14 protein-coding genes and 2 pseudogenes are annotated in these 23,512 nt (G+C 57.3%); 6 read left to right on the forward strand and 10 right to left on the reverse strand.

The features are described from left to right. From CJF39_RS22940 to CJF39_RS22730, 3 genes and pseudogenes are all read left to right on the forward strand, one after another. Nucleotides 1-241, forward strand: a pseudogene (locus CJF39_RS22940) (type VI secretion system tip protein VgrG); the annotation flags it as partial. Further along, nucleotides 228-1,112: a DUF4123 domain-containing protein gene (locus CJF39_RS01780; protein ID WP_094991889.1), complete on the forward strand. Its 885-nt coding sequence runs from the start codon at nucleotides 228-230 to the stop codon at nucleotides 1,110-1,112. The pseudogene CJF39_RS22940 and the gene CJF39_RS01780, both read left to right, overlap by 14 nt. A 96-nt stretch (nucleotides 1,113-1,208) precedes the next feature. Beyond that, complete coding sequence (locus CJF39_RS22730; protein WP_141232159.1) at nucleotides 1,209-1,847, forward strand: hypothetical protein; 639 nt, start codon at nucleotides 1,209-1,211, stop codon at nucleotides 1,845-1,847. Nucleotides 1,848-1,937: 90 nt separating this feature from the next. Here the strand turns inward: CJF39_RS22730 and putA are convergent, their stop codons facing one another. Then, nucleotides 1,938-5,891: a trifunctional transcriptional regulator/proline dehydrogenase/L-glutamate gamma-semialdehyde dehydrogenase gene (putA, locus tag CJF39_RS01790; protein WP_094991891.1), complete on the reverse strand. Its 3,954-nt coding sequence runs from the start codon at nucleotides 5,889-5,891 to the stop codon at nucleotides 1,938-1,940. Between the two features lie 458 nt (nucleotides 5,892-6,349). Here putA and putP point away from each other — a divergent pair, with 458 nt between their 5' ends. From putP to CJF39_RS01805, 3 genes are all read left to right on the forward strand, one after another. Further along, nucleotides 6,350-7,837: a sodium/proline symporter PutP gene (gene putP, locus CJF39_RS01795; protein WP_094991892.1), complete on the forward strand. Its 1,488-nt coding sequence runs from the start codon at nucleotides 6,350-6,352 to the stop codon at nucleotides 7,835-7,837. A 227-nt stretch (nucleotides 7,838-8,064) separates the two neighbouring features. Continuing rightward, the gene (locus CJF39_RS01800; protein ID WP_094991893.1) at nucleotides 8,065-8,406 is read left to right on the forward strand and encodes a hypothetical protein; all 342 of its coding nucleotides are present in this window, start codon (nucleotides 8,065-8,067) and stop codon (nucleotides 8,404-8,406) included. Between the two features lie 89 nt (nucleotides 8,407-8,495). Next, the gene (locus CJF39_RS01805; RefSeq protein WP_094991894.1) at nucleotides 8,496-9,332 is read left to right on the forward strand and encodes a 23S rRNA (adenine(2030)-N(6))-methyltransferase RlmJ; all 837 of its coding nucleotides are present in this window, start codon (nucleotides 8,496-8,498) and stop codon (nucleotides 9,330-9,332) included. 161 nt (nucleotides 9,333-9,493) lie between these two features. Here CJF39_RS01805 and msrA read toward each other — a convergent pair whose 3' ends face one another. The 9 genes and pseudogenes from msrA to aceF all read right to left on the reverse strand — a co-directional run bounded on the left by msrA (nucleotide 9,494) and on the right by aceF (nucleotide 23,503). Next, a complete protein-coding gene (msrA, locus tag CJF39_RS01810) occupies nucleotides 9,494-10,147 on the reverse strand; it encodes a peptide-methionine (S)-S-oxide reductase MsrA (protein ID WP_094991895.1) in 654 nt (217 codons plus the stop codon). 67 nt (nucleotides 10,148-10,214) lie between these two features. Beyond that, entirely contained in the window at nucleotides 10,215-12,908 is a 2,694-nt protein-coding gene (locus CJF39_RS01815) for a putative bifunctional diguanylate cyclase/phosphodiesterase (protein WP_094991896.1), read from the reverse strand. Between the two features lie 183 nt (nucleotides 12,909-13,091). Beyond that, entirely contained in the window at nucleotides 13,092-14,480 is a 1,389-nt protein-coding gene (locus CJF39_RS01820) for an alkaline phosphatase D family protein (RefSeq protein ID WP_094991897.1), read from the reverse strand. Between the two features lie 192 nt (nucleotides 14,481-14,672). Beyond that, nucleotides 14,673-16,592, reverse strand: a complete 1,920-nt coding sequence (locus tag CJF39_RS01825) for a lipase family protein (protein ID WP_249275308.1) — start codon at nucleotides 16,590-16,592, stop codon at nucleotides 14,673-14,675. Nucleotides 16,593-16,892: 300 nt separating this feature from the next. Then, nucleotides 16,893-17,708: a hypothetical protein gene (locus tag CJF39_RS01830; protein WP_249275309.1), complete on the reverse strand. Its 816-nt coding sequence runs from the start codon at nucleotides 17,706-17,708 to the stop codon at nucleotides 16,893-16,895. A gap of 12 nt (nucleotides 17,709-17,720) precedes the next feature. After that, nucleotides 17,721-18,503: a hypothetical protein gene (locus CJF39_RS01835; protein WP_094991899.1), complete on the reverse strand. Its 783-nt coding sequence runs from the start codon at nucleotides 18,501-18,503 to the stop codon at nucleotides 17,721-17,723. Further along, the gene (locus tag CJF39_RS01840) at nucleotides 18,500-19,354 is read right to left on the reverse strand and encodes a DUF4123 domain-containing protein (protein ID WP_094991900.1); all 855 of its coding nucleotides are present in this window, start codon (nucleotides 19,352-19,354) and stop codon (nucleotides 18,500-18,502) included. Before CJF39_RS01840 ends, CJF39_RS01835 begins: the two co-directional genes overlap by 4 nt. Then, nucleotides 19,351-21,431 (reverse strand): annotated as a pseudogene (gene tssI, locus CJF39_RS01845) (type VI secretion system tip protein TssI/VgrG). The gene CJF39_RS01840 and the pseudogene tssI overlap by 4 nt, the downstream one beginning before the upstream one ends. Before the next feature lie 437 nt (nucleotides 21,432-21,868). Beyond that, on the reverse strand, nucleotides 21,869-23,503 hold the full coding sequence (aceF, locus tag CJF39_RS01850; protein WP_094991901.1) for a dihydrolipoyllysine-residue acetyltransferase: 1,635 nt from the start codon (nucleotides 23,501-23,503) through the stop codon (nucleotides 21,869-21,871). Nucleotides 23,504-23,512: the final 9 nt, after the last annotated feature.

Here is a 23,512-nt window from a genome sequence, read left to right on the forward strand (position 1 = left end):
TCATCATCTCGTGATCAATGCGGCGGGCATTTTTTGCAGCACACCGATCCAGTTGGGGGGCGTGCCGATACCGGGCACGCCAGCCCTGCCGCTAGCGCCGGGCGAGGTAAAGGGCTTGCAAAGTGTTGAGCTGGACCCGGCGACTCAGTTGCAAGCGTTGTACCTCAAGGCACCTGCGTGCCCGCAATGCGAAATTTTTAAAAAACCCCTTTCAGTGGGAGGTGCGCATGCTGACGCCTGACACATTGCCTCGCGACCTGCCCTGGCAAGGCAATGCCTACTTGTTGCTGGATGGCATCAGTGTGCAAAACCTGCGAGTCCGCTTGCACGAGTGGTTTGGTGCCCCGGATTTCCAACTGCTGTATGCCAGCACACCGCTGGCGTCCTGCAACCTTGTGTCTCCTTGCCTGATCACGCTGGATGGGCCGCAAATGCCCGGTTTGCGTCCTTATTTTTCGCACATTGCTGAAGAGTGGGGCTATCTGATTTTCAGCCGTGCCAGCGCATTCGAGGTCATCTGTCATTTGCGTGCGCTGCTGAATGCGCAATACCCGCACGGGCCGAACGTCTGGTTGCGGGTGGCCGATCCCGCCGTCATGCATGCCTTGCTCACCCATGCTGCCGCTACGCAGTGCACGCACGTGTTCGGGCCTATGGAGCAGGTGGTGCTGCCGGATGCGATCAGTAATAAGTGGCACCACCACGTGCGCAGCGGTGACACACCGCAGCCCTTGACGGCGCAACCTTATGCCTTGTGTGAGCGCCAGGTGGCTTTGCTCGATGAGGTGCGTCTGCGGGCTACATGGAGAAGCCTGCATGAACATGTGCAGGAAGAATTCCCGAACCTGCCAATCGGCCAAGACGCGCAAACACGCTGGGAGTGGATTCGCCAGGTGACCGAGGACGCTTATGCATTGGGGTTCAACAGCGAACACGACATCTGCCTGTACGCCAATGTGCAGGTGTTATTGGGTGATGACGCGCTGGAGTCCCATCCCGACATCGCCGGGCTGCTGACCCGACCGTCCTCACTCACGCCGACCCAACGTATTACCCAGGCCGCCGAACAGGCGCTAGCCCGCAGCGGCTACGTTGAGGAGCCCAAGGCATGAGCGCACCGCGTCCAAATTCCACTCATAGGGATATGAGGCCTGAGTTCCCGTCACCGGGTTCGGACTCAACAGCCGAGTCCTCCTAATGAGTGGGATTTGTCCTGCATAAATTTCGGAGCGGGACGATTCTTCGGGGTTGCTGAACGGCGCAATGTCGCCGCTTTCCATTTGTCAGGATCCCCTCATGACTCACGACACAGCACTCGCTGGCACCAAACCCGCTGCGTTTTATGTGGTTTCGATCAAAAAGTTCCTCTTTATGTGCGTCATCACCATGGGTGGTATTTGGTGGCGTGGTCCTATCTGCAGTGGACGCACTACAAGCGTTCGACCGGGGCAAATATTTGGCCTGCCTTTAGAAGCATTGTGGGTCTGTTGTATGTTTTTTCACTCTTCAGCAACGTTCAACGCGCACTCGTTGAGTCCGGTCGCGATTATGAGTGGCATCCGATAAGCCGCTGCATCGTGCTCTATACCGCTTGGATCGTTTCGAGCTTCACCCTGCTGGTGGAGCCTGAACTTATCCTCGTTGCGCTCAACGCTGTGTTATTGGTGGCCAGTTGCTGGGCGCTGGTAGGGGCTCAAAAGGCCATCAACTTTCTCCACAACGACCTTCAGGGCAAAAAGAACCATGCACTGAGCTTTGTCGAGGGTCTCTGTGCAGTGGGCGGAGGCGTAGTCTGGGTGCTGTTGATCTTGATAGCGTCACTTGCGGTTTACATGCCCGTTGAATAGAAGCGTTCGTTGGCCTGACTGATTGTTCACGGGCAATAAAAAACCGGGCACCTTCACAGGTGCCCGGTTTTTCAAGTTTCGGTTAATGCATCAACCGATGGTCATCAAGCTTGCGTTACCCCCCGCCGCAGCGGTGTTGACGCTCAATGCACGCTCAATCACCAAGCGTTCCAGTGCGATGTTGGTTTCGCCCTGGGACAGACCTTGCACGCCGACGATAGCGCCCGCACGTTTGGCCACTTGCTGGCACACATCGCGCAGTTGGTCACAGTCGCCATGGTGCAGCACAGCGTCGAAGATCACATCGTCCTTGGTCCAGTCAGCGACCAGTTTGACGCGTGCCTGTACTTCTTTTGGCAAACGGGCCAACAAGGTTTTGGCCAATTCGCTTTGCGGGATAACCGCCGAACTACCCACCGCCAGAACGGCTGCCAGTTGAGTCAGCAGGTCGCTTTCAGTGTCGGCCAGGCACAGCACGTGTTCACGCGGCAGGATGGCGTAGCTGTTGCGTTCGCCCGTCGGGCCATTCAACAGGCGGGTAATACCGCTTTGCGAATGGGTGCCGAATTCGCTGCACAATTCGGCCAGTGTTGCCTGCTGATTGCTTTCTGCCCAGGCTTGCAGGGCTTTGAGCGGTTTGCTCAAGGCGTCGCGGGCCTGGGTGTCTGGCGCGCTGATGGCGTCGACTTTTGCGAACGATTGCTCAATGGCATTGCCCGGACGCGTCGACAGCAGGCGGAACAGGTACAGCGGACCACCGGCTTTCGGGCCAGTGCCTGACAAACCTTCACCGCCAAACGGTTGCACACCGACCACCGCGCCGACGATGTTGCGGTTCACGTAGACGTTCCCCGCATGGACACTGTTGACCACTTTGGCGATGGTCTCGTCGATACGTGTGTGCACGCCCAGCGTGAGGCCGTAGCCCGACGCGTTGATTTGCGCGATCAACTGGTCAAGGTCTTTGCGCTTGTAACGAACCACGTGCAGCACCGGGCCGAAAATTTCGCGTTCCAGCTCGTCAAAGCTTTCCAGCTCAATCAGGGTCGGCATGACGAAGGTGCCGCGCTTGCATTCTTCGATGTCGGCAATTGCCATCTGGTACACGTTGCGACCTTTGTCGCGCATGCCCTGAATGTGTTTTTCGATACCGGCTTTGGCTTCGGCGTCGATCACCGGGCCAATGTCCACGCACAGGCGCTCAGGGTTGCCCATGCGCGATTCGGCCATGGCACCTTTGAGCATTTCGATGACACGGTCAGCCGAATCTTCCTGCAAGCACAGGACACGCAGAGCCGAACAACGCTGACCGGCGCTGTCAAAGGCCGAGGACACCACGTCGATGACCACTTGTTCGGTCAGCGCTGAAGAGTCGACGATCATGGCATTTTGGCCACCGGTTTCGGCGATCAGCGGGATTGGACGGCCCTGAGCATCCAGGCGGCCCGCGATGTTGCGTTGCAGCAGACGGGCGACTTCGGTGGAACCGGTGAACATCACGCCTTTGACGCGATCGTCACCCACCAGGCGGGCACCGACGGTTTCGCCACGGCCCGGCAGCAGTTGCAATACGCCTTCAGGGATACCGGCTTCCAGCAGGATGCGCACAGCTTGTGCCGCCACCAGCGGAGTTTGCTCGGCAGGTTTGGCGAGTACCGGGTTACCGGCGGCCAGAGCGGCAGCCACCTGACCGCTGAAAATGGCCAGCGGGAAGTTCCACGGGCTGATGCACACCACTGGGCCCAGAGGGCGGTGGGCATCGTTGGTGAGGTCGTTGCGTGCCTGTACCGCGTAGTAGCGCAAGAAGTCGACGGCTTCTCGGACTTCAGCGATGGCGTTGGCGTAGGTCTTGCCCGCCTCACGCGCCAGCAGGCCCATGAGTGGCTGGATCTCGGCTTCCATCAAGTCGGCAGCACGCTCCAGAATGGCAGCGCGTTCGGCGGGCGGGGTAGCCTGCCAGATCGGCGCGACGTTCAGGGCGCACTGGATTGCGTTGTCGGCATCTTCAACGGTGGCTTCTTGCACGTGGCCAACCACGTCACGCAGATCGGACGGGTTGAGCACAGGGGCCGGGGTTTCAGTGCTGGACGCGCAGCCGAGCATCGGCGCGGCTTTCCAGTCGTTGTGGGCCGTGGCTAGCAAGGCGCAGGACAACGAGGCCAGGCGGTGTTCGTTGGCCATGTCGATGCCGCTGGAGTTGGCGCGCTCGCTGCCATAGAGATCACGCGGCAACGGGATGCGCGGGTGAGGCAAGCCGAAGCCGCCTTCTTGCGCAGCCATTTGCTCGATCTGCGCGATCGGGTCGGCCACCAGTTCCTGAATCGAAATGCTGTGGTCGGCAATGCGGTTAACGAACGACGTGTTGGCGCCGTTTTCCAGCAGACGACGTACCAGATACGCCAGCAATGTTTCGTGCGTACCGACCGGTGCGTACACGCGGCAAGGACGGTTCAGCTTGCCTTCGGACACTTTGCCGACCACTTGCTCGTACAGTGGCTCACCCATGCCGTGCAGGCATTGGAATTCGTACTGGCCAGGGTAATAGTTCTGACCGGCGATGTGGTAAATAGCCGAAAGTGTCTGGGCGTTGTGGGTCGCAAATTGGGGGTAGATGGCTTCTGGTACGGCCAGCAGTTTTTTCGCGCAGGCAAGGTAGGACACGTCGGTGTACACCTTGCGGGTGTAGACCGGATAGCCTTCCAGGCCTTCAACTTGGGCGCGTTTGATTTCGCTGTCCCAGTACGCGCCTTTTACCAGGCGGATCATCAAGCGGTGACGGCTGCGGCGTGCCAGATCGATCACATAGTCGATCACGTACGGGCAACGCTTCTGGTAAGCCTGAATCACAAAGCCAATGCCGTTCCAGCCAGCCAGCTGTGGTTCGAAGCACAGGCGCTCCAGCAGGTCGAGCGACAGCTCAAGGCGATCAGCCTCTTCGGCGTCGATGTTCAAGCCGATGTCATATTGCTTGGCCAACAAGGTCAGCGACAGCAGGCGCGGGTACAACTCGTCCATCACGCGCTCGTACTGGGCACGGCTGTAACGCGGGTGCAGGGCCGACAGCTTGATCGAGATGCCAGGGCCTTCATAAATGCCGCGACCGTTCGAAGCCTTGCCGATCGAATGGATCGCCTGCTCGTAGGACGCGAGGTATTTTTGCGCGTCAAGCTCGGTGAGTGCAGCTTCACCCAGCATGTCGTAGGAGTAACGGAAGCCTTTAGCTTCGAAACGCGTGGCGTTGGCCAGCGCTTCAGCGATGGTTTCGCCGGTTACAAACTGTTCGCCCATCAGGCGCATGGCCATGTCGACGCCCTTGCGGATCATCGGCTCGCCGCTTTTACCGATGATGCGGCTCAGGGAGGAGGTCAGGCCTGCTTCGTTGTGAGTCGATACCAGCTTGCCGGTCAGCAACAGGCCCCAGGTCGCGGCGTTGACGAACAGCGACGGGCTGTTGCCCAGGTGCGGGTGCCAGTTGCCCGTGCTGATCTTGTCGCGAATCAAGGCGTCACGGGTGCCTTTGTCCGGGATGCGCAGCAGTGCTTCGGCCAGGCACATCAGGGCCACGCCTTCCTGGGACGACAGGGAGAATTCTTGCAGCAGGCCCTGAACGATACCTGCACGGCCACCGGCGCTCTTCTGGTTGCGCAGTTTTTCGGCAATCGACGCAGCCAGGGTTTGCGTAGCCTCGGACATCGGCGCAGGCAGACGGGCCTGCTCGATCAGCATCGGAACCACTTCAGGTTCCGGGCGACGGTAGGCAGAAGTAATGGCGGCGCGCAGTACGGACTGCGGCAGGATGCTTTCTGCGAACTCCAGGAAGCACTGGTGCGCGTGATCGGCTTGCACGTCGTCGGCGTCATCGCTGGCCGCGCCAGGGATACCGCTCAACTCGGTCAGGGTTGCACCACCCTCGAGTTTTTCCAGGTAATTGAAGATTGCCTGCTTGATCAGCCAGTGTGGCGTGCGATCAATCGAAGTCGCGGCGGCCTTCAGGCGCTCGCGGGTCGGGTCATCAAGTTTGACCCCAAGGGTGGTGGTAGCCATATTTTTATCCTCATGGGTGCCGCATTTGCGCGGCAGCAGCTGGCGGCAAGATTAGCTCTGCGCACATCGAGGTGCAACCTAGTGCAACCCGTTTTTTTGAGGATTGTTCGACAGTTCGTCAGGTATTTTCATGCCCCGTATTTTTTTGCACAGGGTTGGTGCTTTTTCTTTGCTTAAGTGCGGTTCTTGCTCCGAAAAGGAGCAAAAAAACCGAATTGAGACGAAAAGGCGACAAGGTGCAACTTGTCAGACAAAAACTGGTTGCACCTGATTTGCTTTGTTGCATAGCATTCGCCGCTAAGGTGCAACCTCTTCACTGTTGGGTTCATCGGCTGATGATTTTCCTGGGGAAACGTCAGTTATAAATGCGCGGCTATGTTCTTCGTCTCAAACAGGACGTTTGTGAGCGTCCCACCAGACCGCTGCTAAACATAAAAACAATGCCAGGGCTTAATTCAATGAGTGTTAGTAACCCAACCCTGATCACGTTCGTGATCTATATCGTGGCAATGGTGCTGATTGGCTTCATGGCCTATCGCTCCACCAACAACCTGTCTGATTACATTCTCGGCGGCCGTAGCTTGGGCAGCGTTGTGACGGCTTTGTCCGCTGGCGCCTCGGACATGAGCGGCTGGTTGTTGATGGGTTTGCCGGGTGCGATTTATGTTTCCGGCCTGTCGGAAAGCTGGATTGCCATCGGTCTGGTGACCGGTGCCTACCTGAACTGGCTGTTTGTGGCGGGTCGCCTGCGGGTTCAGACCGAGCACAACGGCGATGCACTGACCCTTCCGGATTACTTCGCCAGCCGTTTTGAAGACAAAAGCGGCCTGCTGCGGATTATTTCTGCCATCGTGATTCTGGTGTTCTTCACCATCTACTGCGCTTCCGGCATTGTGGCCGGTGCCCGTCTGTTTGAAAGCACCTTCGGCATGCCGTACGAAACCGCACTGTGGGCAGGCGCAGCAGCGACTATCGCTTACACCTTCGTCGGCGGTTTCCTGGCTGTAAGCTGGACGGATACCGTTCAGGCCACCCTGATGATCTTCGCGTTGATCCTGACGCCAATCATCGTGCTGTTGGCGACCGGCGGCGTGGACACCACCTTTTTGGCAATCGAAGCCCAAGACCCAAGCAACTTCGACATGCTTAAAGGCACGACCTTCATCGGCATCATCTCGCTGATGGGCTGGGGGTTGGGTTACTTCGGCCAGCCGCACATTCTGGCGCGCTTCATGGCCGCAGACTCCGTGAAGTCGATCGCCAAAGCGCGTCGTATCTCCATGGCGTGGATGATCCTGTGCCTGGCCGGTACGGTTGCCGTGGGCTTCTTCGGTATCGCTTACTTTTCGGCGCACCCGGAAGTGGCCGGTCCCGTGACTGAAAACCCTGAGCGTGTGTTCATTGAACTGGCCAAGTTGCTGTTCAATCCGTGGATTGCCGGTGTGTTGCTGTCGGCTATTCTGGCTGCCGTGATGAGCACCTTGAGCTGCCAGTTGCTGGTGTGTTCCAGCGCCCTGACCGAAGACTTCTACAAAGCCTTCCTGCGCAAAAATGCGTCGCAGAAAGAACTGGTATGGGTCGGTCGCGCCATGGTCCTGGTGGTGGCATTGATCGCCATCGCGCTGGCTGCCAACCCTGATAACCGCGTTCTTGGCTTGGTGAGCTACGCATGGGCAGGCTTCGGCGCCGCGTTCGGCCCTGTGGTTCTGATCTCCGTGCTGTGGAAAGGCATGACCCGTAACGGTGCGCTGGCCGGTATCGTGGTGGGCGCCATTACGGTCATCGTGTGGAAGCACTTCGAGCTGCTGGGTCTGTACGAAATCATCCCGGGTTTCATCTTCGCCAGCATCGCTATTCTGGCGGTCAGCGTCATGGGCAAAGGCCCTAGCACGAAGATGGTCGAGCGCTTCGACGCTGCCGAGAAAGACTTCAAGCTAAACCGTTAAGTGCATTGAGCTTCGGCTCGCGGCACTGTTCCTGAAAACGGCCCGTCTCTTTTGGAGGCGGGCCGTTTTTTTATGCGAGTGATTCTTTGGCAGGAAATTGAAGAAGGCATTCTGTAAGAGGATTCCTGGTGGTGACGAGGAAACGTCTGAGCCTGTTTTAACGCTTCATTCCACGTCTAGCCTTGTCTCAACGCTCGCTTATGAGCGTCAACTCAAGGAGTGTGTTGATGGGCCGGAAAGTCATTCGCGGTGATATCTCGCTGCATAAAATACCGTTTCAGTTCCAGAGCCAGTATGTATGGACGATTCAGCTGTTTATCGTTTTACCCAACGGTATTCGCAAGCAACTCGGCATGATCAGTGAACCCACATCAATCAGAGAGCCCTGGAATTTTGCATTCAATTTCGATGATGAACATACCCCTGACGGTGTAGGGCACTATGGGATTCGGGTTGAGGTACTGGACGGAACCGTCGTGGTTGCGGATGCCGATCAAAGCTTTTCAATTGCCTGGCATAACGATGCGCCAAGCTTTCAGCAACTGGTGCTTGAACCCCAAGCCATTTGACCGGTAACACCGTCGGGCGCGGGGGGTGGCATAACGCCTGACGACATGGGCTGCACAGGGTAAACTTCGCCCCCTGCGCAGGAGCAACCATGAACTATCGTCACGCCTTCCACGCCGGCAACCATGCCGACGTCCTTAAACATATTGTTTTGACCCGTCTCATCGCCTTGATGTCGCGTAAAGAGCAGCCCTTTGCCTATCTGGACACCCATGCGGGCATTGGCTTGTACGATCTTCAAGGGGATCAGGCCAATCGCACCGGTGAGTATCTGGAGGGCATTGCACGTTTGTGGGGGCAAAAAGACTTGCCCGCCGTGACGGCGGACTACATGCAAGTGCTGCACGCGATGAACCCGGACGGTGAGTTGCGTTACTACCCTGGTTCACCTGAGTTGGCACGACGTTTGACCCGGTCCCAGGACCGCGTGTTGTTGAACGAGAAACACCCGGAAGATGGCGTGTTGCTCAAAGACAACATGAAGGGTGATCGTCGGGTCGCCGTGCATCTGGGGGAAGGATGGCACGTCCCGCGTGCGCTGCTGCCAGTGGCCGAAAAACGCGGGTTGATGCTGATTGACCCGCCGTTTGAAAAGCTTGATGAAATGAAACGCTGCGCCGAGTCGTTGAAAGATGCGATCAGCCGGATGCGTCAGACGGTTGTGGCCATCTGGTACCCGATCAAGGACAAACGCCAGCTGCGTCGTTTTTATCAGGATCTGGCAGGTTCAGGCGCGCCGAAACTTTTGCAGGTGGAGTTGTTTGTACATCCCCTCGACACGCCAAACAGCCTGAATGGTTCGGGTTTGGCGATTGCCAACCCGCCTTGGGGCCTGGAAGAGGAACTGCGTGAACTGTTGCCATGGTTGGCCAAAAAGCTGGGGCAAACCCAGGGTGGCTGGCAGATGGAATGGTTGATCGCAGAATAAGTCATCGCCCGCCCGCACTGACGGGGAGGGCGGTGCGTTGTGGCTGGAGCAGCCAGCGGCGGTGGAGCGAATCGCCGCTTCACGCAGCTCGGCAACGGCTACAGATCATGCGTTTCTGTAGCCGCTGACGAGCTGAGCCATGCGGCGTCGGGAGCGGGGCTTCAAATTGGGCAAGTCACGCCTGTGCCGCCAATCCCGCAATAGCCATCAGGGTTTTTGGCCAAGTATTGCTGGTGATAAGCCTCGGCAAAGTACACCGTCGGAGCCTCATCAATTTCAGTGGTGATGGTGCCTTTACCTGCTTTGTCCAGTTCGGCCTGATAGGCCTTTTTGCTGGCCTCGGCGGCTGCGAGTTGTTCAGGCGTGGTGCAATAGATCACCGAACGGTATTGGGTGCCGATGTCGTTGCCCTGGCGCATGCCCTGAGTCGGGTCGTGCAGTTCCCAGAACATTTTCAGCAGTGCGTCGTACTTGACCTTGTCCTGGTCGTAGACCACCAGCACGACTTCTGTGTGGCCAGTCAGGCCCGAGCACACTTCTTCGTATGTCGGGTTAGGGGTGGAGCCGCCCGCATAGCCCACGACGGTGCTGACCACGCCATCTTTCTGCCAGAACTTGCGTTCCGCGCCCCAGAAACAACCCAGGCCGAAAATGGCAAAGCCGACATTGCCAATAAAAAAAGGGCCCAGCAGCGGGGTGTCTTTGAACACGAAATGCTTTTCGGGCAGCACCATAGGCGTTTCACGGCCCGGCAGGGCTTGTTCAGGGGTAGGTAGCACGTTTTTATTCACCAGGATTTCCGAGCGCAAGACCATGTTTCAAGCCCTCTCAGTCAGTTTGTAAAAATGTAGACCGCCAGTGTGCCCGAGTGTTGCGGCGCTGTCAGTCCAGAGGGCCACGCGGGTAGCGTTTGAGTTTTTCCACGAGTTCGCTGCCAGGAATCGGCCGGTCAAACAGGTAGCCCTGGCCCACATCGCAGCGATGGCGGCGCAAGAAGGCCAGTTGCTCGGCGGTTTCAATGCCCTCGGCCACGACTTTGAGCTTGAGGTTGTGCGCCATGGCGATCACGGCGGAGGTGATTTCCATGTCGTCCTGGTTGTCGGGGATCTCATTAATGAAACTGCGATCGATTTTGATGATGTCGATCGGGAATTTCTTCAGGTAGCTGAGCGATGAGTAGCCCGTACCGAAATCGTCCATGGCCAGGGTCAGGCCCAGTTTTTTCAGTTGGTCGAGCTGCAGGTGAGTGTCTTCGGTGGCTTCGAGCAGCAGGCCTTCGGTCAGTTCCAGCTCCAGCAAATTGGCGGGCAGTTGTTCTTCCTTGAGGATGCTGGCAATCGAGGCAACCAGGTCGGGGTCGGAAAACTGCTTGGGCGACAGGTTAATGGCGACTTGCAGGTTGCCCAGGCCTTCGGCGCTCAACTGCTTGCTCATGCGGCAGGCCTGACGTGCAATCCATTTGCCGATAGGGATGATCAGGCCGGTTTCTTCGGCCACGCTGATGAACTGGTCCGGGCGGATCATGCCGCGCTCCGGGTGGTTCCAGCGAAGCAACGCTTCCATCCCCAGTAACCGGCCCGTGCGCAGGCACAGTTTGGGCTGGTAAAAGACGTCAAGCTCGTTTTGGGTCAGGGCGCGGCGCAGGTTGTTTTCGACGAACAGCTTGTAGCTGGCTTCGGCGTTCAGCGCTTCGGTAAACACCTGAACCTGATGTTTGCCATTGGCTTTGGCTTTGTGCAGGGCAAGGCCTGCGTTACGCATCAAGGTTTGCGGGTCGCGGCCGTGCAGCGGTGCGCTGGCCACGCCTACCGAGCCGGTCACGCTGATTAACTGGTTGTCGACGAACATGGGTTTGTCGAGTGTCATCAACAACTGGCTGGCAATCTGCTGGCCGGTTTCAAGGTCGGTGTCGTCGAGCAGCACCGCGAACTCATTACTGGCAAACCGCGCCAGGCTTCCGCTGGGGCTCAGGCTGTTACGCAGGCGGCGTGCGAGGCTGATTAGCAATTTATCGCCGGTCTGGTGACCGAGGCTGTCATTGATGCGTTTGAAATTGTCGATGTCCACCAACAGCAGGCAAAGGGGGGCATCGTGGTTGCGATTGAAGCGTTCATCCAGATTGCGAATGAAAGCGGGGCGATTGCCCAAATTCGTCAGGTTGTCGGTGTAAGCCAGTCGCTCGATGCGCTGTTGAGCGAGCTTGGACTCCGTAATGTCTTCGTAAATGCCGATGTAATGCGTCAACTCGCGGTTGTCGCTATAAACCTTGGAAATCGACAGTTGTCCCCAGTAGGGCTCCAGGTTTTTACGGCGGCTCTTGAATTCGCCTTGCCAGCTGTTGCTTTTGCTCAGGCTTGACCGCGCGTCGAACAACAGTTCGCTGAGGTTTTCCAGGGCGGGCAATTCGGAGAGTTTGTGCCCTTGAACTTCTTCAGTGCTGTACTGGGTGATGGCCGTAAAACTGGGGTTCACGTACTCCACTACGCCATCACAATTGACCAGTAAAAAAGCGTTGGCGCTTTGCTCCACGGCGCGCTGAAACAGATGCAGCGCATTGGTGGCTGCTCGCCGGTTATGGTTGTTGATCACTTGCGCAAACTGGTCGGCCAGCTCACCGGCAAAGGCAATTTCATCGGATTGCCACAGGCGGGTGTTGCCGATTTGTTCAAGGCACAGCACGCCAACCACCTGACCATCAATCCGGATGCTGGCGTCAAGCATGGCGCTAGCTTCGCCCCTGCTGAGGCTGGCAACCAATTCTCGCGTGCGCGGGTCGCGGTTAGCGTTTTGCGCATCAATCGAACGGCTGGTGTGCAGCGCCTCAAGGTAATCCGGGAAGTCGCTGGCGTCGAAAATCTCGTGAGCGACGTAGGCATTGCTGTTGCGCTCGTAAGCGGAGATAGGCAGCAGACGGTTGCCTTCGAGGTTCCACAGGCTGGCGCCGTCGATCTGATAGATGTCGCAGGCGCTGCGGGTGATCAGCTCTGCGGCTTCTTGCAGGGAATTGTTCTGGCTATAACGATGGCGGGCCAGGCGCAGGATCAAATCTTGCTGAGCGCGCACACGCTCCAGATGTTGAAGCTGTTCTTGCTGGGCGCGCTGGTTGAGCTCAAGGGCAATCTGCAAGCGGGAATTCTGGGTTTCGAGATCATCCAGCGGCACCGGCGCTGCGCTATTGATGGCCGACTCAACCACCAGCAGGTAACCCCGCAGCAAGTGGCGATTATGTTGTTTATAGGCCTCGCCCAGTTCCATCAGGCTCAGCGCGCCCAGAGAGGTGTGCAAGGTGTAATGCACCACGTAATACGGGTTGACCCCAAGCTGGAGCTGGATTGCATCGTGCAGCCGATAACGCGCTTGCGGTGCCATCAGGCTCGCATATGGCGACCCCAGCAGCGAACAAAGCTCGACGGCTGGCAAGCCGAATTGGCGCTCGCAATTAGGGTCCAGGTAAAGCAGTGCCCAACTGGCGTCATTAAGCCGCTCGAAACGCAGCATCCCGAGCCTGGAAGGCACAGGTAACTGGGTGACGACCTCGGCTGCCGCTCGCGGGACAGCATCGGGTTGGCTTTTCATTGGGAAACTCGCTTCACAAATGCTGTTTATGCACGGGCTGGCGCCTGTTACTGCGGTTCGGGCAAGGTTGCATCATGCTCACTGTGCTGACAAGTGAGTATGCAGGCTAAGTGCTATATAGGGTTATCGGCAGGCAGGCACATTTCTGCATGCCGACTGTCGTACGTTTCAGGCGTAGACGTGTCAGCGCAGGGCGATGGTCACGGACTCGATCTTTCTGCCTTTCTTATCGTGAAAGTCCACGTTTAACTGATCCGCTTGCAGTGTCAGGCAAGCAAAATTGTCTTCGCTGATCATGCGGCTAATCATCGAGGCTTTGTAGGTGCCCGCTGTGTTGGTGGCCAAAGGCTCGTCGAGAATGAGGTTGTCTGCCTTGGCGTAGGGCAGCATTTTCGAATTGCACAATGGCGATGACACGATGCTGTGCACGACGAAGTCAGGGTCTTGGCTATGCCGCAACTGGCTGGTCAACGAGCCATGAATATCCCCGGATACAAACATGACGTTCTTGATCTTGTTCGAACGAATGGTCTCAAGGATGCGTGTGCGCTGCGTCGAATAGGCCTTCCAGCCATCTTCGCCATGGTTCTTCAGGTCCGGGAACGCCAGCACACTGCTGACAATAAATTTCACTTTGGCCGGGCTCTGGATTAGCCATTTCAGCAGGGCGTTTTCTTGTTCAACACCCAGCATGCGTTTGTCGCTGCCCGACAAAATGCGTTGCGTGCGGCAGTCCGTGACAAACCAGTCGCTATCACCGTCGGCAAACGAGTACCAGTAGCGCGAGACCTTGCGGTTGATTTTTCCGTCGGGGAGCCGTTCAAGCGCCGGGCCATGGCTGCATTGATAGATTTCATAAGCGCGTAGAGCGTTTTGATAGAGCGCTTTGTCAGCGCTGCTTTGATTGGCGGGCCAGTTATCTTCGATTTCGTGGTCGTCGAGAATCATATAAGTCGGTGTGCCCGACATTAAGTTGCGAATGTGCGGCTGCGAAAATGCGCTGCGGTATTTATGGGCGATGGCCGGGTAATCCCGGTCGGGCGCCACGATGTTCAAATCGTCGACGTAGACCTGATCGCCAACCATCAGCAACCCGTCCAGGGGCTGGCGGGCAGCCAGGGACTGAATGGCGCTGAAAATGGCATCCCCGAGTTCTGGCGCAGAGGGCACACCCAAGGTGAGCCTCAGGTAGCGACAAGACCCCACGACATAGCGGCGTACCCGGTTGCGTTCAGTGCTCGCGGTCTTGAAGGTGTAAACGGTTTCTGGCCATTCCAGCGCGATCTTGGCGACGGTTTCGGGAGTGTGGTCGGGGTGCGTGGTGTTGAACCAGCCCGCTTGGTATTCGTAAGGGCTGTCGGCATCAAGGTTGTCCAGCACCAGGGTGTCGGACATGTCGTATTCGCCATTGAGCTTTGAGTAAACACCCGCAGACCACAGCTGCTCGCCGCGTTTGCGGTGCCGAATCCCTGCAAAAACCGGGTAATCCGTGCTGGTGGCGCCGCGCAGGAAAATACGTGCATGGTGGGGCGTGGTGTAGCCCAGAATCGGGCCGACGGTAGGTCGATTCACATCGAAATCCTTTCTGATGTTTAAAAAAATCCTTTTTTAAACATAGAAGTGGGCCCCATGGATGACCTGTCCGTGAGTTCGACATGGGCCGTAGGGCGAAGCGATTAGCGCCTGTGTGATCCGGCCGATGTGAATACCGCGAAACACAGCCTCCAGCCCGGTGACTGGCGCAACCGGGCTGCTGCCGAGGGATTACACAATGGAGTCGATGTCCAGGTAATACGGTTTCCCGGCTGAGGCGACCTCCATGTCATACGCAGTGGGCTGAGGGATCATCGCGATTTGCACCTGCACCTGGTTCTCGCGCTGGGCCATCCAGCGATCCAGCGTGGCTTGCAACTGCTCAGACTGCGCAGCGGTGCCGTAGACATCCTTGAGGGTCAGGTAACGGTTGTTCTGGGTCTTCAGGCGTTGCAGGGCCGTGCCGAGCTTGCCGTACTCGCCTGAGTAGTCATTGACGGTCTGGATGTAGTCGGGTTCGTTATTGGCATAACCCTTGGTGTCGGTGGCTTCTCTGCCCTTTTTCCAGACCTGTTCGCGCATGGTTTGCAGTGCTTTACCTACCAGCCTGTATTCACGGTTGGTCACCACCGTCTGACTGTCTTGCTGGGTTTGCTGCCAGCGCCGCAAAGTGGCCCATGAGAACGGGATATAAGCGCCCGACAAACTGTGATCACCGAAGCTCATGAATTGTTTGATCACCCCACCGCGCAAAGGAAGGTCTCCGTCCTTGGCCAGGGCGCGGGTGCAGGCGGCCTCTTCGATGGAGGCGCAACCGGGGTTCCAGAGAATTGAGGATTTTTCCTCGGTGCCGAAACGCACGGGCATGAAGTGGTGCAACGTGCCGTGATGCTCATACGGTTTGCCGCCGACCCGCACCAGGCCTCCGACAAAAATAAGAATGGCCATCACCGGGTTGATCACAAACAGCGAAGCCAGCCCCGGAAGCCAGATGGTACGCCGGGCATTCATCCAGGGCGCGGGCACGCTGGGCACCATGTCGTCGTTGTTGACCATACGATGGTGAACCAGCGGCTTGGCGGCCTCGACGAAAGCGGCATCACCTGCACGCGGTGCGCCGTAGGTGTAGAGAAGGATGTCGTACTGTTGCTCTTTATCGTTGCGCAAGGCCTCAGCGAGGATCAGTGCAATTGCCCCGCCCAAACTATGACCGGTAATAACGATTTTTTGACCTGTATAGAATTGGGAAAGATATTTTTTTATGAAGTCTTTCAGGGCTTTGTAGGCATCGTAAAAGCCATGGTGAACATGACCAGCGCCCTCTTCAAAAGGCACTTGTTCAGCATCGGCATCACGCCACCAGTCTGACTTTTCAAGCGTGCCACGTATGCCGATCAGGATGATTTCATCGTGGTGCGTGATATAGGCCTGGGTGCTTTTACCGCTCAACAAGTACTCATCGTGATCGGTAAAAAAATGAAGATTGGCCGGGTGCTCTTGCTCTTCTTCTTTCTCCGGCAAATTACTTTCATAAAGCGTAGGGTCGAAGGGCAGGATTTCGAAGCGTTTGGAGTAGGGCACCTCTTCATAAAGGGGGTAATAGCGGGTGACCGAAGACTGGTCTTTGTCGACCCTCCAGCTTTGGCGGAAGTTTGCCAGGGCATCCCCGAAAAAGTTGCCGACACTGGGGTCAAATTTGAATTCCACAGTCTGGGTAGGCCTGAGGGGAGGCTCTTGGCCGAAATCCGAATAACTCAACCCGGCCATGATGGAGAGCTGATACAAATTCAAGGCGCTGAAGTCATTACTGGTTGAAAGCAGAGGGCGGAATGCACGCAAAGGGCGAACTTCCAGCACGGTATGGCGATTAGGCATTAACCCGACGCCGTACAGGTCGGACGCGTCCTGCCCCGGCGATAACTTGGCCACTGCGTCAATCAGTGCTTTTTTGGGCGGGTAGTGACGGTCGACTACCGGCGGTAAATGCGCGCCGTTTTTAACCAGGTCGCGTACTTCCACCTGAATGAAATTGCCGTCGTTCTTATTGGCAGGGTTGTGTTCGGTGCGGAAGCCGTCTTCGTGGAAGAACTGGGTTTTTTCTGCTCGTACTTGGAGTTCGGTAATAGGGAGGGGGTAATGAGGTCGTACCATCAAAAAACAATAGGTGTCATCTGAACCTACGTACTGATTATTAAATTTCAAGATGGCTGGGCCGCGATAGCAATCATGGATCTTGGCGGATCCTTGCTCATCTAATACCCCCAGATAAAGCTGCTCTGCACTGTCTTGAAGGCTATACCCAAGACCCGCGTAAGGTTGGCCATTACCGTTTTCGTCCACTAACTGAAAGCTTATCCATTGCTCTTTTAATGGGCAGGAAAGTTTTCTTGAATTAAAAATACTTTTTTCTTGGTTCGCTATGGATTTGTATGAACTCATTGCACAACCTCCTTACTCAGTGCACTTGGAGTAAACAGTGCAATCGCGACCGTCTGGCATTTTGAAAGTTTTGAAATCTTTAGTGTTTCCTCGGCAAAAGCCATAGCGGTCATCCAGGCCTTTGCCCATGCAACGCTTCCAACCCGCCGGAAACTTAATCCAGTTATCTCCAATTGCTGGTTCTTCTTCCTTCGCCACAGACAACACCAGCTTGACCGTCGAGTCCGCCAACTGATCACGATGCAACAAGCTGCCACCGATCATGCGTTTTTCCATGTCGCCGTTTGCATTCAAGGCTCTGCACTTAGGGATTTTCACGATGTAGCGATACGGGCCCATAGTTCTGAACAACCACTGGCATTGCCCTTCAAACACTTGAGAAATGGAAGTTTGTTGCGAGGTGTCATCTGAAATTGAGAAGTAGGCAAATTCATGTGAAGTATGCTCTCTGCCTGGGCCCCAGCGACCCTCAATTGTCAGCCTCAGACTGTGCAGCACCGCCGAGCAACCGAGTTTGTTCTCGGTCAATGGCACTTTAAATTCAACTTGATGGGCCGTTTTAGGTTGTTCCGGCTTGAAGTGCAGACGACCGACGCGGAACGGTTTTCCGGATCGCCCAGTGCAGGTCTCACCGGGCGCGGGTTTATAGTTGGCGGTGCCCGTCACCGTGAAGTTTTCAGGCACGTCAGCCTGAAAGGTGAAGGTTTTGGGTGGGGTAACGGAGCAGCCCGACATCACCAAAGCAAAAGCGCCCAGGCACAAAGCCTGCCCCCAGTTGATGGTGGGTATAAGCGACTTATACTTTTCCGTGTTTACATATGTTTTCATTTTTTAATGTCCTTATTCAGTGCAGTTCGGATAAACGGTGCACTCTCGACCGCCCGGCATTTTGAAAGACTCAAGGAATTTATACGGCTTGGTGCAAGGCTCCTCATTTTGAGTGCCCCAAACACCTGTACAGGCTTTCCATCCTTTTGGAGTTTCAATCCACCAGCCTTTGTAGTAAGGCTTTTCACTGTTGGCCACACTCAGCACCAATCTGACTGTCGAATCCGCCATCTGATCGCGATGCAAGCTGCCACCGATCATGCGTTTCTCCATGTCGCCGTTTGCACCAAGGGCCCTGCATTGCAGTATTTTTTTGATAAATCGCTTAGGGCCGGCTGTTCGAAAAAACCACTGACATTGCCTCTTAAAGACTCGGACCGGTGGTGTCGAATTGGCGGGCAAATTTGCTGAGGGCTCATCACTGATAGAAAAACCGGTAGACGCCAAACTCATGTCCAGTTCACGCTTGCCCCACTGTCCTTCAATCTTCAGCTTCAGCCCTCGCAGTACCATCGAGCAGCCATGGTCGTTGTCGGTCAGTGGCACTTTGAACTCAACCTGATGGGCTGTTTTGGGTTGTTCCGGCTTGAAGAACAGGCTGCCTGTAGTGAACGCTTCGCCGGAGGGGGCGATGCAGGTCTCACCGGGGGCAGGTTTGTAGTTGGCAGTGCCGGTCACCGTGAAGTTTTCAGGCACGTCAGCCTGAAAAGTGAAGGTTTTGGGTGGCGTCAGCGAGCAGCCAGTAAGGAAGCACAGACTTGCACTCAAAAGCCATTCGCGCAGGTTGAGCTTCATACGGGGGTTGCTCCCGCCCAGAACTGCACTTCGCTCAACAGTCGCTCAAAGTGAGTCTGTGGCGTCTCGTGCTCGCGGGGTGACCAGTTTTTTATCACTGGTCGCTCCAGGGTTTCTAAACGATGCAGCACTAAAAAGTGCAGTTGTTCGGGCGTGTTCCAGTTCCAGTGCCGCGCTTGGGTCAGTTGCTCAGCCAGCCACTCGTCCGGGTCTCGTTGCTGGCTGAGTGCGAGCATGCCATCGCTGCGTTCGGCCCACAGGTAGCGGTAGATATTGGTGTGCAGGATGTCGATGGCCAGCAACGGCGGGGCCGGGACGTTGAGCCAGGCCGGTTGGTCGGGCACGGGGTGTTCACCGGGCACGGGGTTGTGGGTGACGTCCCAGCGCGATTCGGCCCAGTAACACACGCTGGTGACAGGCCCCAGGTAGCCGGGCAGCGCCTCCTCGGTCATGAACGCCAAGGCCCGGGCGAGCACCCGGTTGTCATGGAACCGATACAGCGCCTGATTCGGGCGGGTGCCGGTGATGATGCGTTCGCGCCAGTGCCGGGTCAGGGCGGGCAGTTGCTGTTGGGGCAAGCTTGCCAGCCAGCCCCAGTGGCGCTGCGGCTCGGCCAGTAGCGTGTCCAGAACTGCGTATTCCCGGGGCTCGATGATGAAGATATAGGGCCCGGCATCGGCCAGTTCGCTGACCGGGGTCTGGTGATAGACCCCGCAGTAGCGTTCGTAATCGCAGCTTCGCAACAACTGTTGACGGGGCTCGCGCTCGTCTTCGGAGTCCAGCACCAGGGCAATTGCCTGGCCGAGCTGGCGTTGTTCGCTCATCCATTGGACGACGGTGGTGAGGCTCATGAGGTGGCTCCTTGTGGCAGGCAGACGCCGTCTTTGCACGCCTCGCAGAGGGGGCAGAAGTCAGCTCCCTTGGCTTTACTGGCCTTCATCAGGGCCGCCAGTGTGGGCGCAATCAGAGGTTTGGCAGCGATGGCTTGTGCCTGGGCTGCCTGTAATGGTGCGACGCCGGGCACTGGCGCACCGCCGACCACAATCGGCACGCTGCTGAAAATGCCCCCGCCATTGATCACGATGTGTTGGCCGCCCGCGCTCAGGGTCAAGCTGGCGCCGGCGTTGATTACCACGTGGGTGGCGGTGACGTGGGTGTGGGTTCCTCCTTGCATCACCAACGTTCCGTCGACTTGGGTACTGCTGTTGCCGGTGACCGAGAGTTGTTCGTTGCCTTCGATGACGGTGTCGCGCAGCCCTTGGGTGGTGTGCTGTTCGTTGCCTTTAATGAGGCTGGTGCTGTTGCCGCCAACCTGCTCGAAACGGTTGTTTTCGATCAGGCTGCGGCTGTCGCGGGTGATTTGCTCGGCACGGTCGCGGCCGATTTTTGTGTCACTGTCGTTCAGCACGATGTGTTCGATATCGCGCTGTGCGCGCAGAAAGATTTTCTCCTGCCCGGCACGGTCTTCAATTGACAGTTCGCTGTAACCGCCGGTGTGCGGCGAGCTGTGGCTGCGCATCACCGTTTTGGTTTTATTGGCCGGCAGCGGGTAGGGCACAGGCGTTGATGTGTTAGGCACGCAGCCGGTGATCAGCGGCTTGTCGGGGTCACCTTCGACATAGGTGACCACCACTTCCATGCCGACGCGGGGGATGGTACTGGCACCGAAATGCTCGCCCGCCCAGCTTGATGACACGCGCACCCAGCAACTGCTTTTGTCGCTGTCCAGTTCGGCCCGGTCCCAGGGCAGCTCGATCCGTACGCGTCCCAGCTCGTCGCAAAAAATCTCTTGGCCCTCCGGGCCGGTCACGCGGGCTGTCTGGGTCACGAGCGGAGGGCGCGGGGGTGTCAGGGGGGGCGATAGAAAACGTCCCACGGGATGGCGCTGAACTGGTTGCGGTACCCCTGAGTGAAGCCGTCTGCGGGCTGCACATCGCTGCTGACAGACTCTTCCAGTGCCTGCGGCTGTTTGCCTTCGTGATGGACGCTGAGCAGCAGCCACAAGTCGTTACAGGCTTTGCGCGGGTGTTCGGTCAGGGTGAAGAAGTGGCCGCTGCGCAAGATTGGCTGATCGCTGTGGCCTTCAGCCAGGCGATAGTCGCTGCGATGGCGCTCCAGGGCTTGCTGGCCCAGTTGCCTGCCGCGCTTCTCGGTGTCGATCAGCGCCGGGTAGTGATAGTCCTCGAGCGCGGGGGCAAAGTCCGCCGTGAACGCGCTTTGCAGCAGCAGGCTGGGGCGCTTGAGGTCGTAGTCGCGACGCGTAACGGTGCTGGTCCGGGTGCTCAGGCGCTGGGAGAACTGCTGAATCACAGGGTGGTCGGCCACGGTGCCAGTGCCTGGTTGGTAAGGCGTTTCTCCCAAAAGAGGAAAGTAGGTCTGGGTGTCTGTGAATACCAGCAAGTGGCTGTCTTTACTGTGCTGGTGATGCCAGGCGATGCCCTCTTCGGCGCACAGGCGCTGCAGGAACTCAAAATCAGTCTCGGCGTATTGCGTGCAGTATTCACGCACTGGGCTGTGGAGGACGTTGAAGGCATACGCATCTGCCTGGATACCATGGCCCTCAAGCACCTTGGCCAGCACTTGCGGCACACTCAGGTGCTGGAAAATGCGCGGGTTCTGGCTGAACTGCAAATAGTGCAGGGCGGGTACAAGGCTGACGATATAACGCGTCAGGCGCTTGCCGGATTCCCCGACGTATACATCTTCGATATGGCCGTGGAGCCCTTCGCCTTTAAAGCCGAACTGTAGAAAAGCGGGCTGGCACAATAACGATTCAAGATCGATATTCGAATGTTCGCTGACTAGCTCGATGCGAATGGCGTACAGCTCGCTGATCGCTTCTTTGCCGTTAAATGCCAAGACTTTGAAGTCGTTGCGCACGTTCGGGATGAGCAAGGAAAAGTGAGCTGCATTGGCCTGCGCGAACATGTTTTTTACCCATGAAAAGAGTGAATTCAGCCCCGCAGGCCTGAATGGGAGCTAAGTGGGTAATCAACTTTCATGCCACTGTTTTTTAAAGCCTTGTTTACACGGGAATTATTTTTTTTGGATTTTTAGAGGGGGTATTTGCCCGTAAAAAGTTGGGGAAAGTTCGAAAAAGTGCGCAAGAAGTTGCGCAGTACTGTGCAACTTCTTGCGCACTTGCTTGTGCGTATTAAACAGTAAGGGTTTCAGCGATGTATCCACACACTTGTCCACAACGAGGTGTGCAAGAAGTTGCGCATAATGGCTTTGAGCTATTATGTTTTTGAGGGTGTTCTTAGAGCAAAAAAAGCCCCGCCAATTGGGCGGGGTTGAGGTACGAGCGTGGCGCTCGGAAAACAGTGCGCGGCCCCGGCCTTCGGTGAAGAAGACCGGGGTCTGGCTTACAGCAAGATGGTGCGGATATCGGCCAGCAACTGGCTCAGGCGCTGGGTGAAACGTGCAGCTGCAGCGCCGTTGATCACGCGGTGATCGTAGGACAGCGACAGGGGCAGCATCAGCTTGGGCTGGAAGGCTTTGCCGTCCCAGACAGGCTGAATGGTTGCCTTGGAGACACCCAGGATCGCCACTTCCGGCGCGTTGACGATCGGCGTGAAGCCTGTGCCGCCAATGTGGCCGAGGCTGGAAATGGTGAAGCAGGCGCCTTGCATGTCGTCAGCGGTAAGTTTCTTGTCGCGGGCTTTGGCAGCCAGCGCAGCGGCTTCGGCAGCCAATTGCAGCAGGCTCTTCTGATCAACGTTCTTGATCACAGGAACCAGCAAGCCGTCCGGTGTGTCCACGGCGAAACCGATGTGCACGTATTTCTTGCGGATGATGGCTTTGCCGCTTGGCGCCAGCGAGCTGTTGAAGTCGGGCATTTCCTTGAGCAGGTGGGCGCACGACTTGAGCAGCAGGGGCAGTACGGTCAGTTTCACGCCAGCCTTTTCAGCAACGGCTTTTTGCGCGACGCGGAAAGCTTCCAGCTCAGTGATGTCAGCCTGATCGAACTGCGTCACGTGCGGGATGTTCAGCCAGCTGCGGTGCAGGCTCGACGCGCCGATTTGCATCAGGCGGGTCATGGCCACTTCTTCGACTTCACCGAAACGGCTGAAATCGACAGCCGGAATCGGCGGAATGCCAGCACCACCGGTTGCACCGGCGGCCGGAGCGTCCTTGGCCTTCTGCATCATGGCCTTGACGTAGGCCTGCACGTCTTCTTTCAACACGCGACCGTGCGGGCCGCTCGGGCTCACTGCGTTCAGCTCGACGCCGAACTCGCGGGCCAGTTGACGGACAGCAGGGCCTGCGTGAACTTTCGCGCCTTTTGGCGCAGGCGCGGCGGCCGGGGCAGGGGCTGCCTCGGCTTTGGCGGCTGGCGCAGGGGCTGCAGCGGCAGGCGCTTCAGCTTTGGCCGGAGCCGGGGCTGCTGGCGCAGGTGCGGCAGGTGCCGCAGCGCCTTGAACCTTGAGCTTGAGGATGAAATCGCCAGTGCCGACTTCGTCATCGAGCTTGACCGAAATGCTTTCCACCACACCGGCAGCTGGCGATGGAATTTCCATGCTGGCCTTGTCGGATTCGAGGGTGATCAGCGATTGATCGGCCTCAACGGTGTCGCCTGCCTTGACCAGAATCTCGATGATTTTGGCTTTGCCCGACGAGCCGATGTCCGGGACGTGAATGTCCTGCACGGTGGCTTCTGCCGGGGCCGCAGCTGCGGGTGCCTGGGCGGCTGGCGCTTCTGCGGCAGGGGCTTTGGCGGGTTCTTCAGCAGCGGCCGGAGCAGCGGCTTCAGGCGCCGCGCTGGCGCCCTCGACTTCCAGCTCCAGCAGTTCGTCGCCTTCTTTGAGGCGGTCGCCCAGGTTTACTTTCAGGCTCTTGACGATACCGGCCTTGGGCGCAGGGATTTCCATGCTCGCCTTGTCCGATTCCAGCGTCAGGATGCTCTGGTCGGCTTCAATGCGGTCGCCGACCTTTACAAACAGTTCGATGACTTCACCTTCACCGCTGCCGATGTCAGGTACTCGAATGAGTTCGCTCACAAATATTCT

Source organism: Pseudomonas lundensis, from assembly GCF_002269125.1.
GTDB lineage: Bacteria > Pseudomonadota > Gammaproteobacteria > Pseudomonadales > Pseudomonadaceae > Aquipseudomonas > Aquipseudomonas lundensis_A.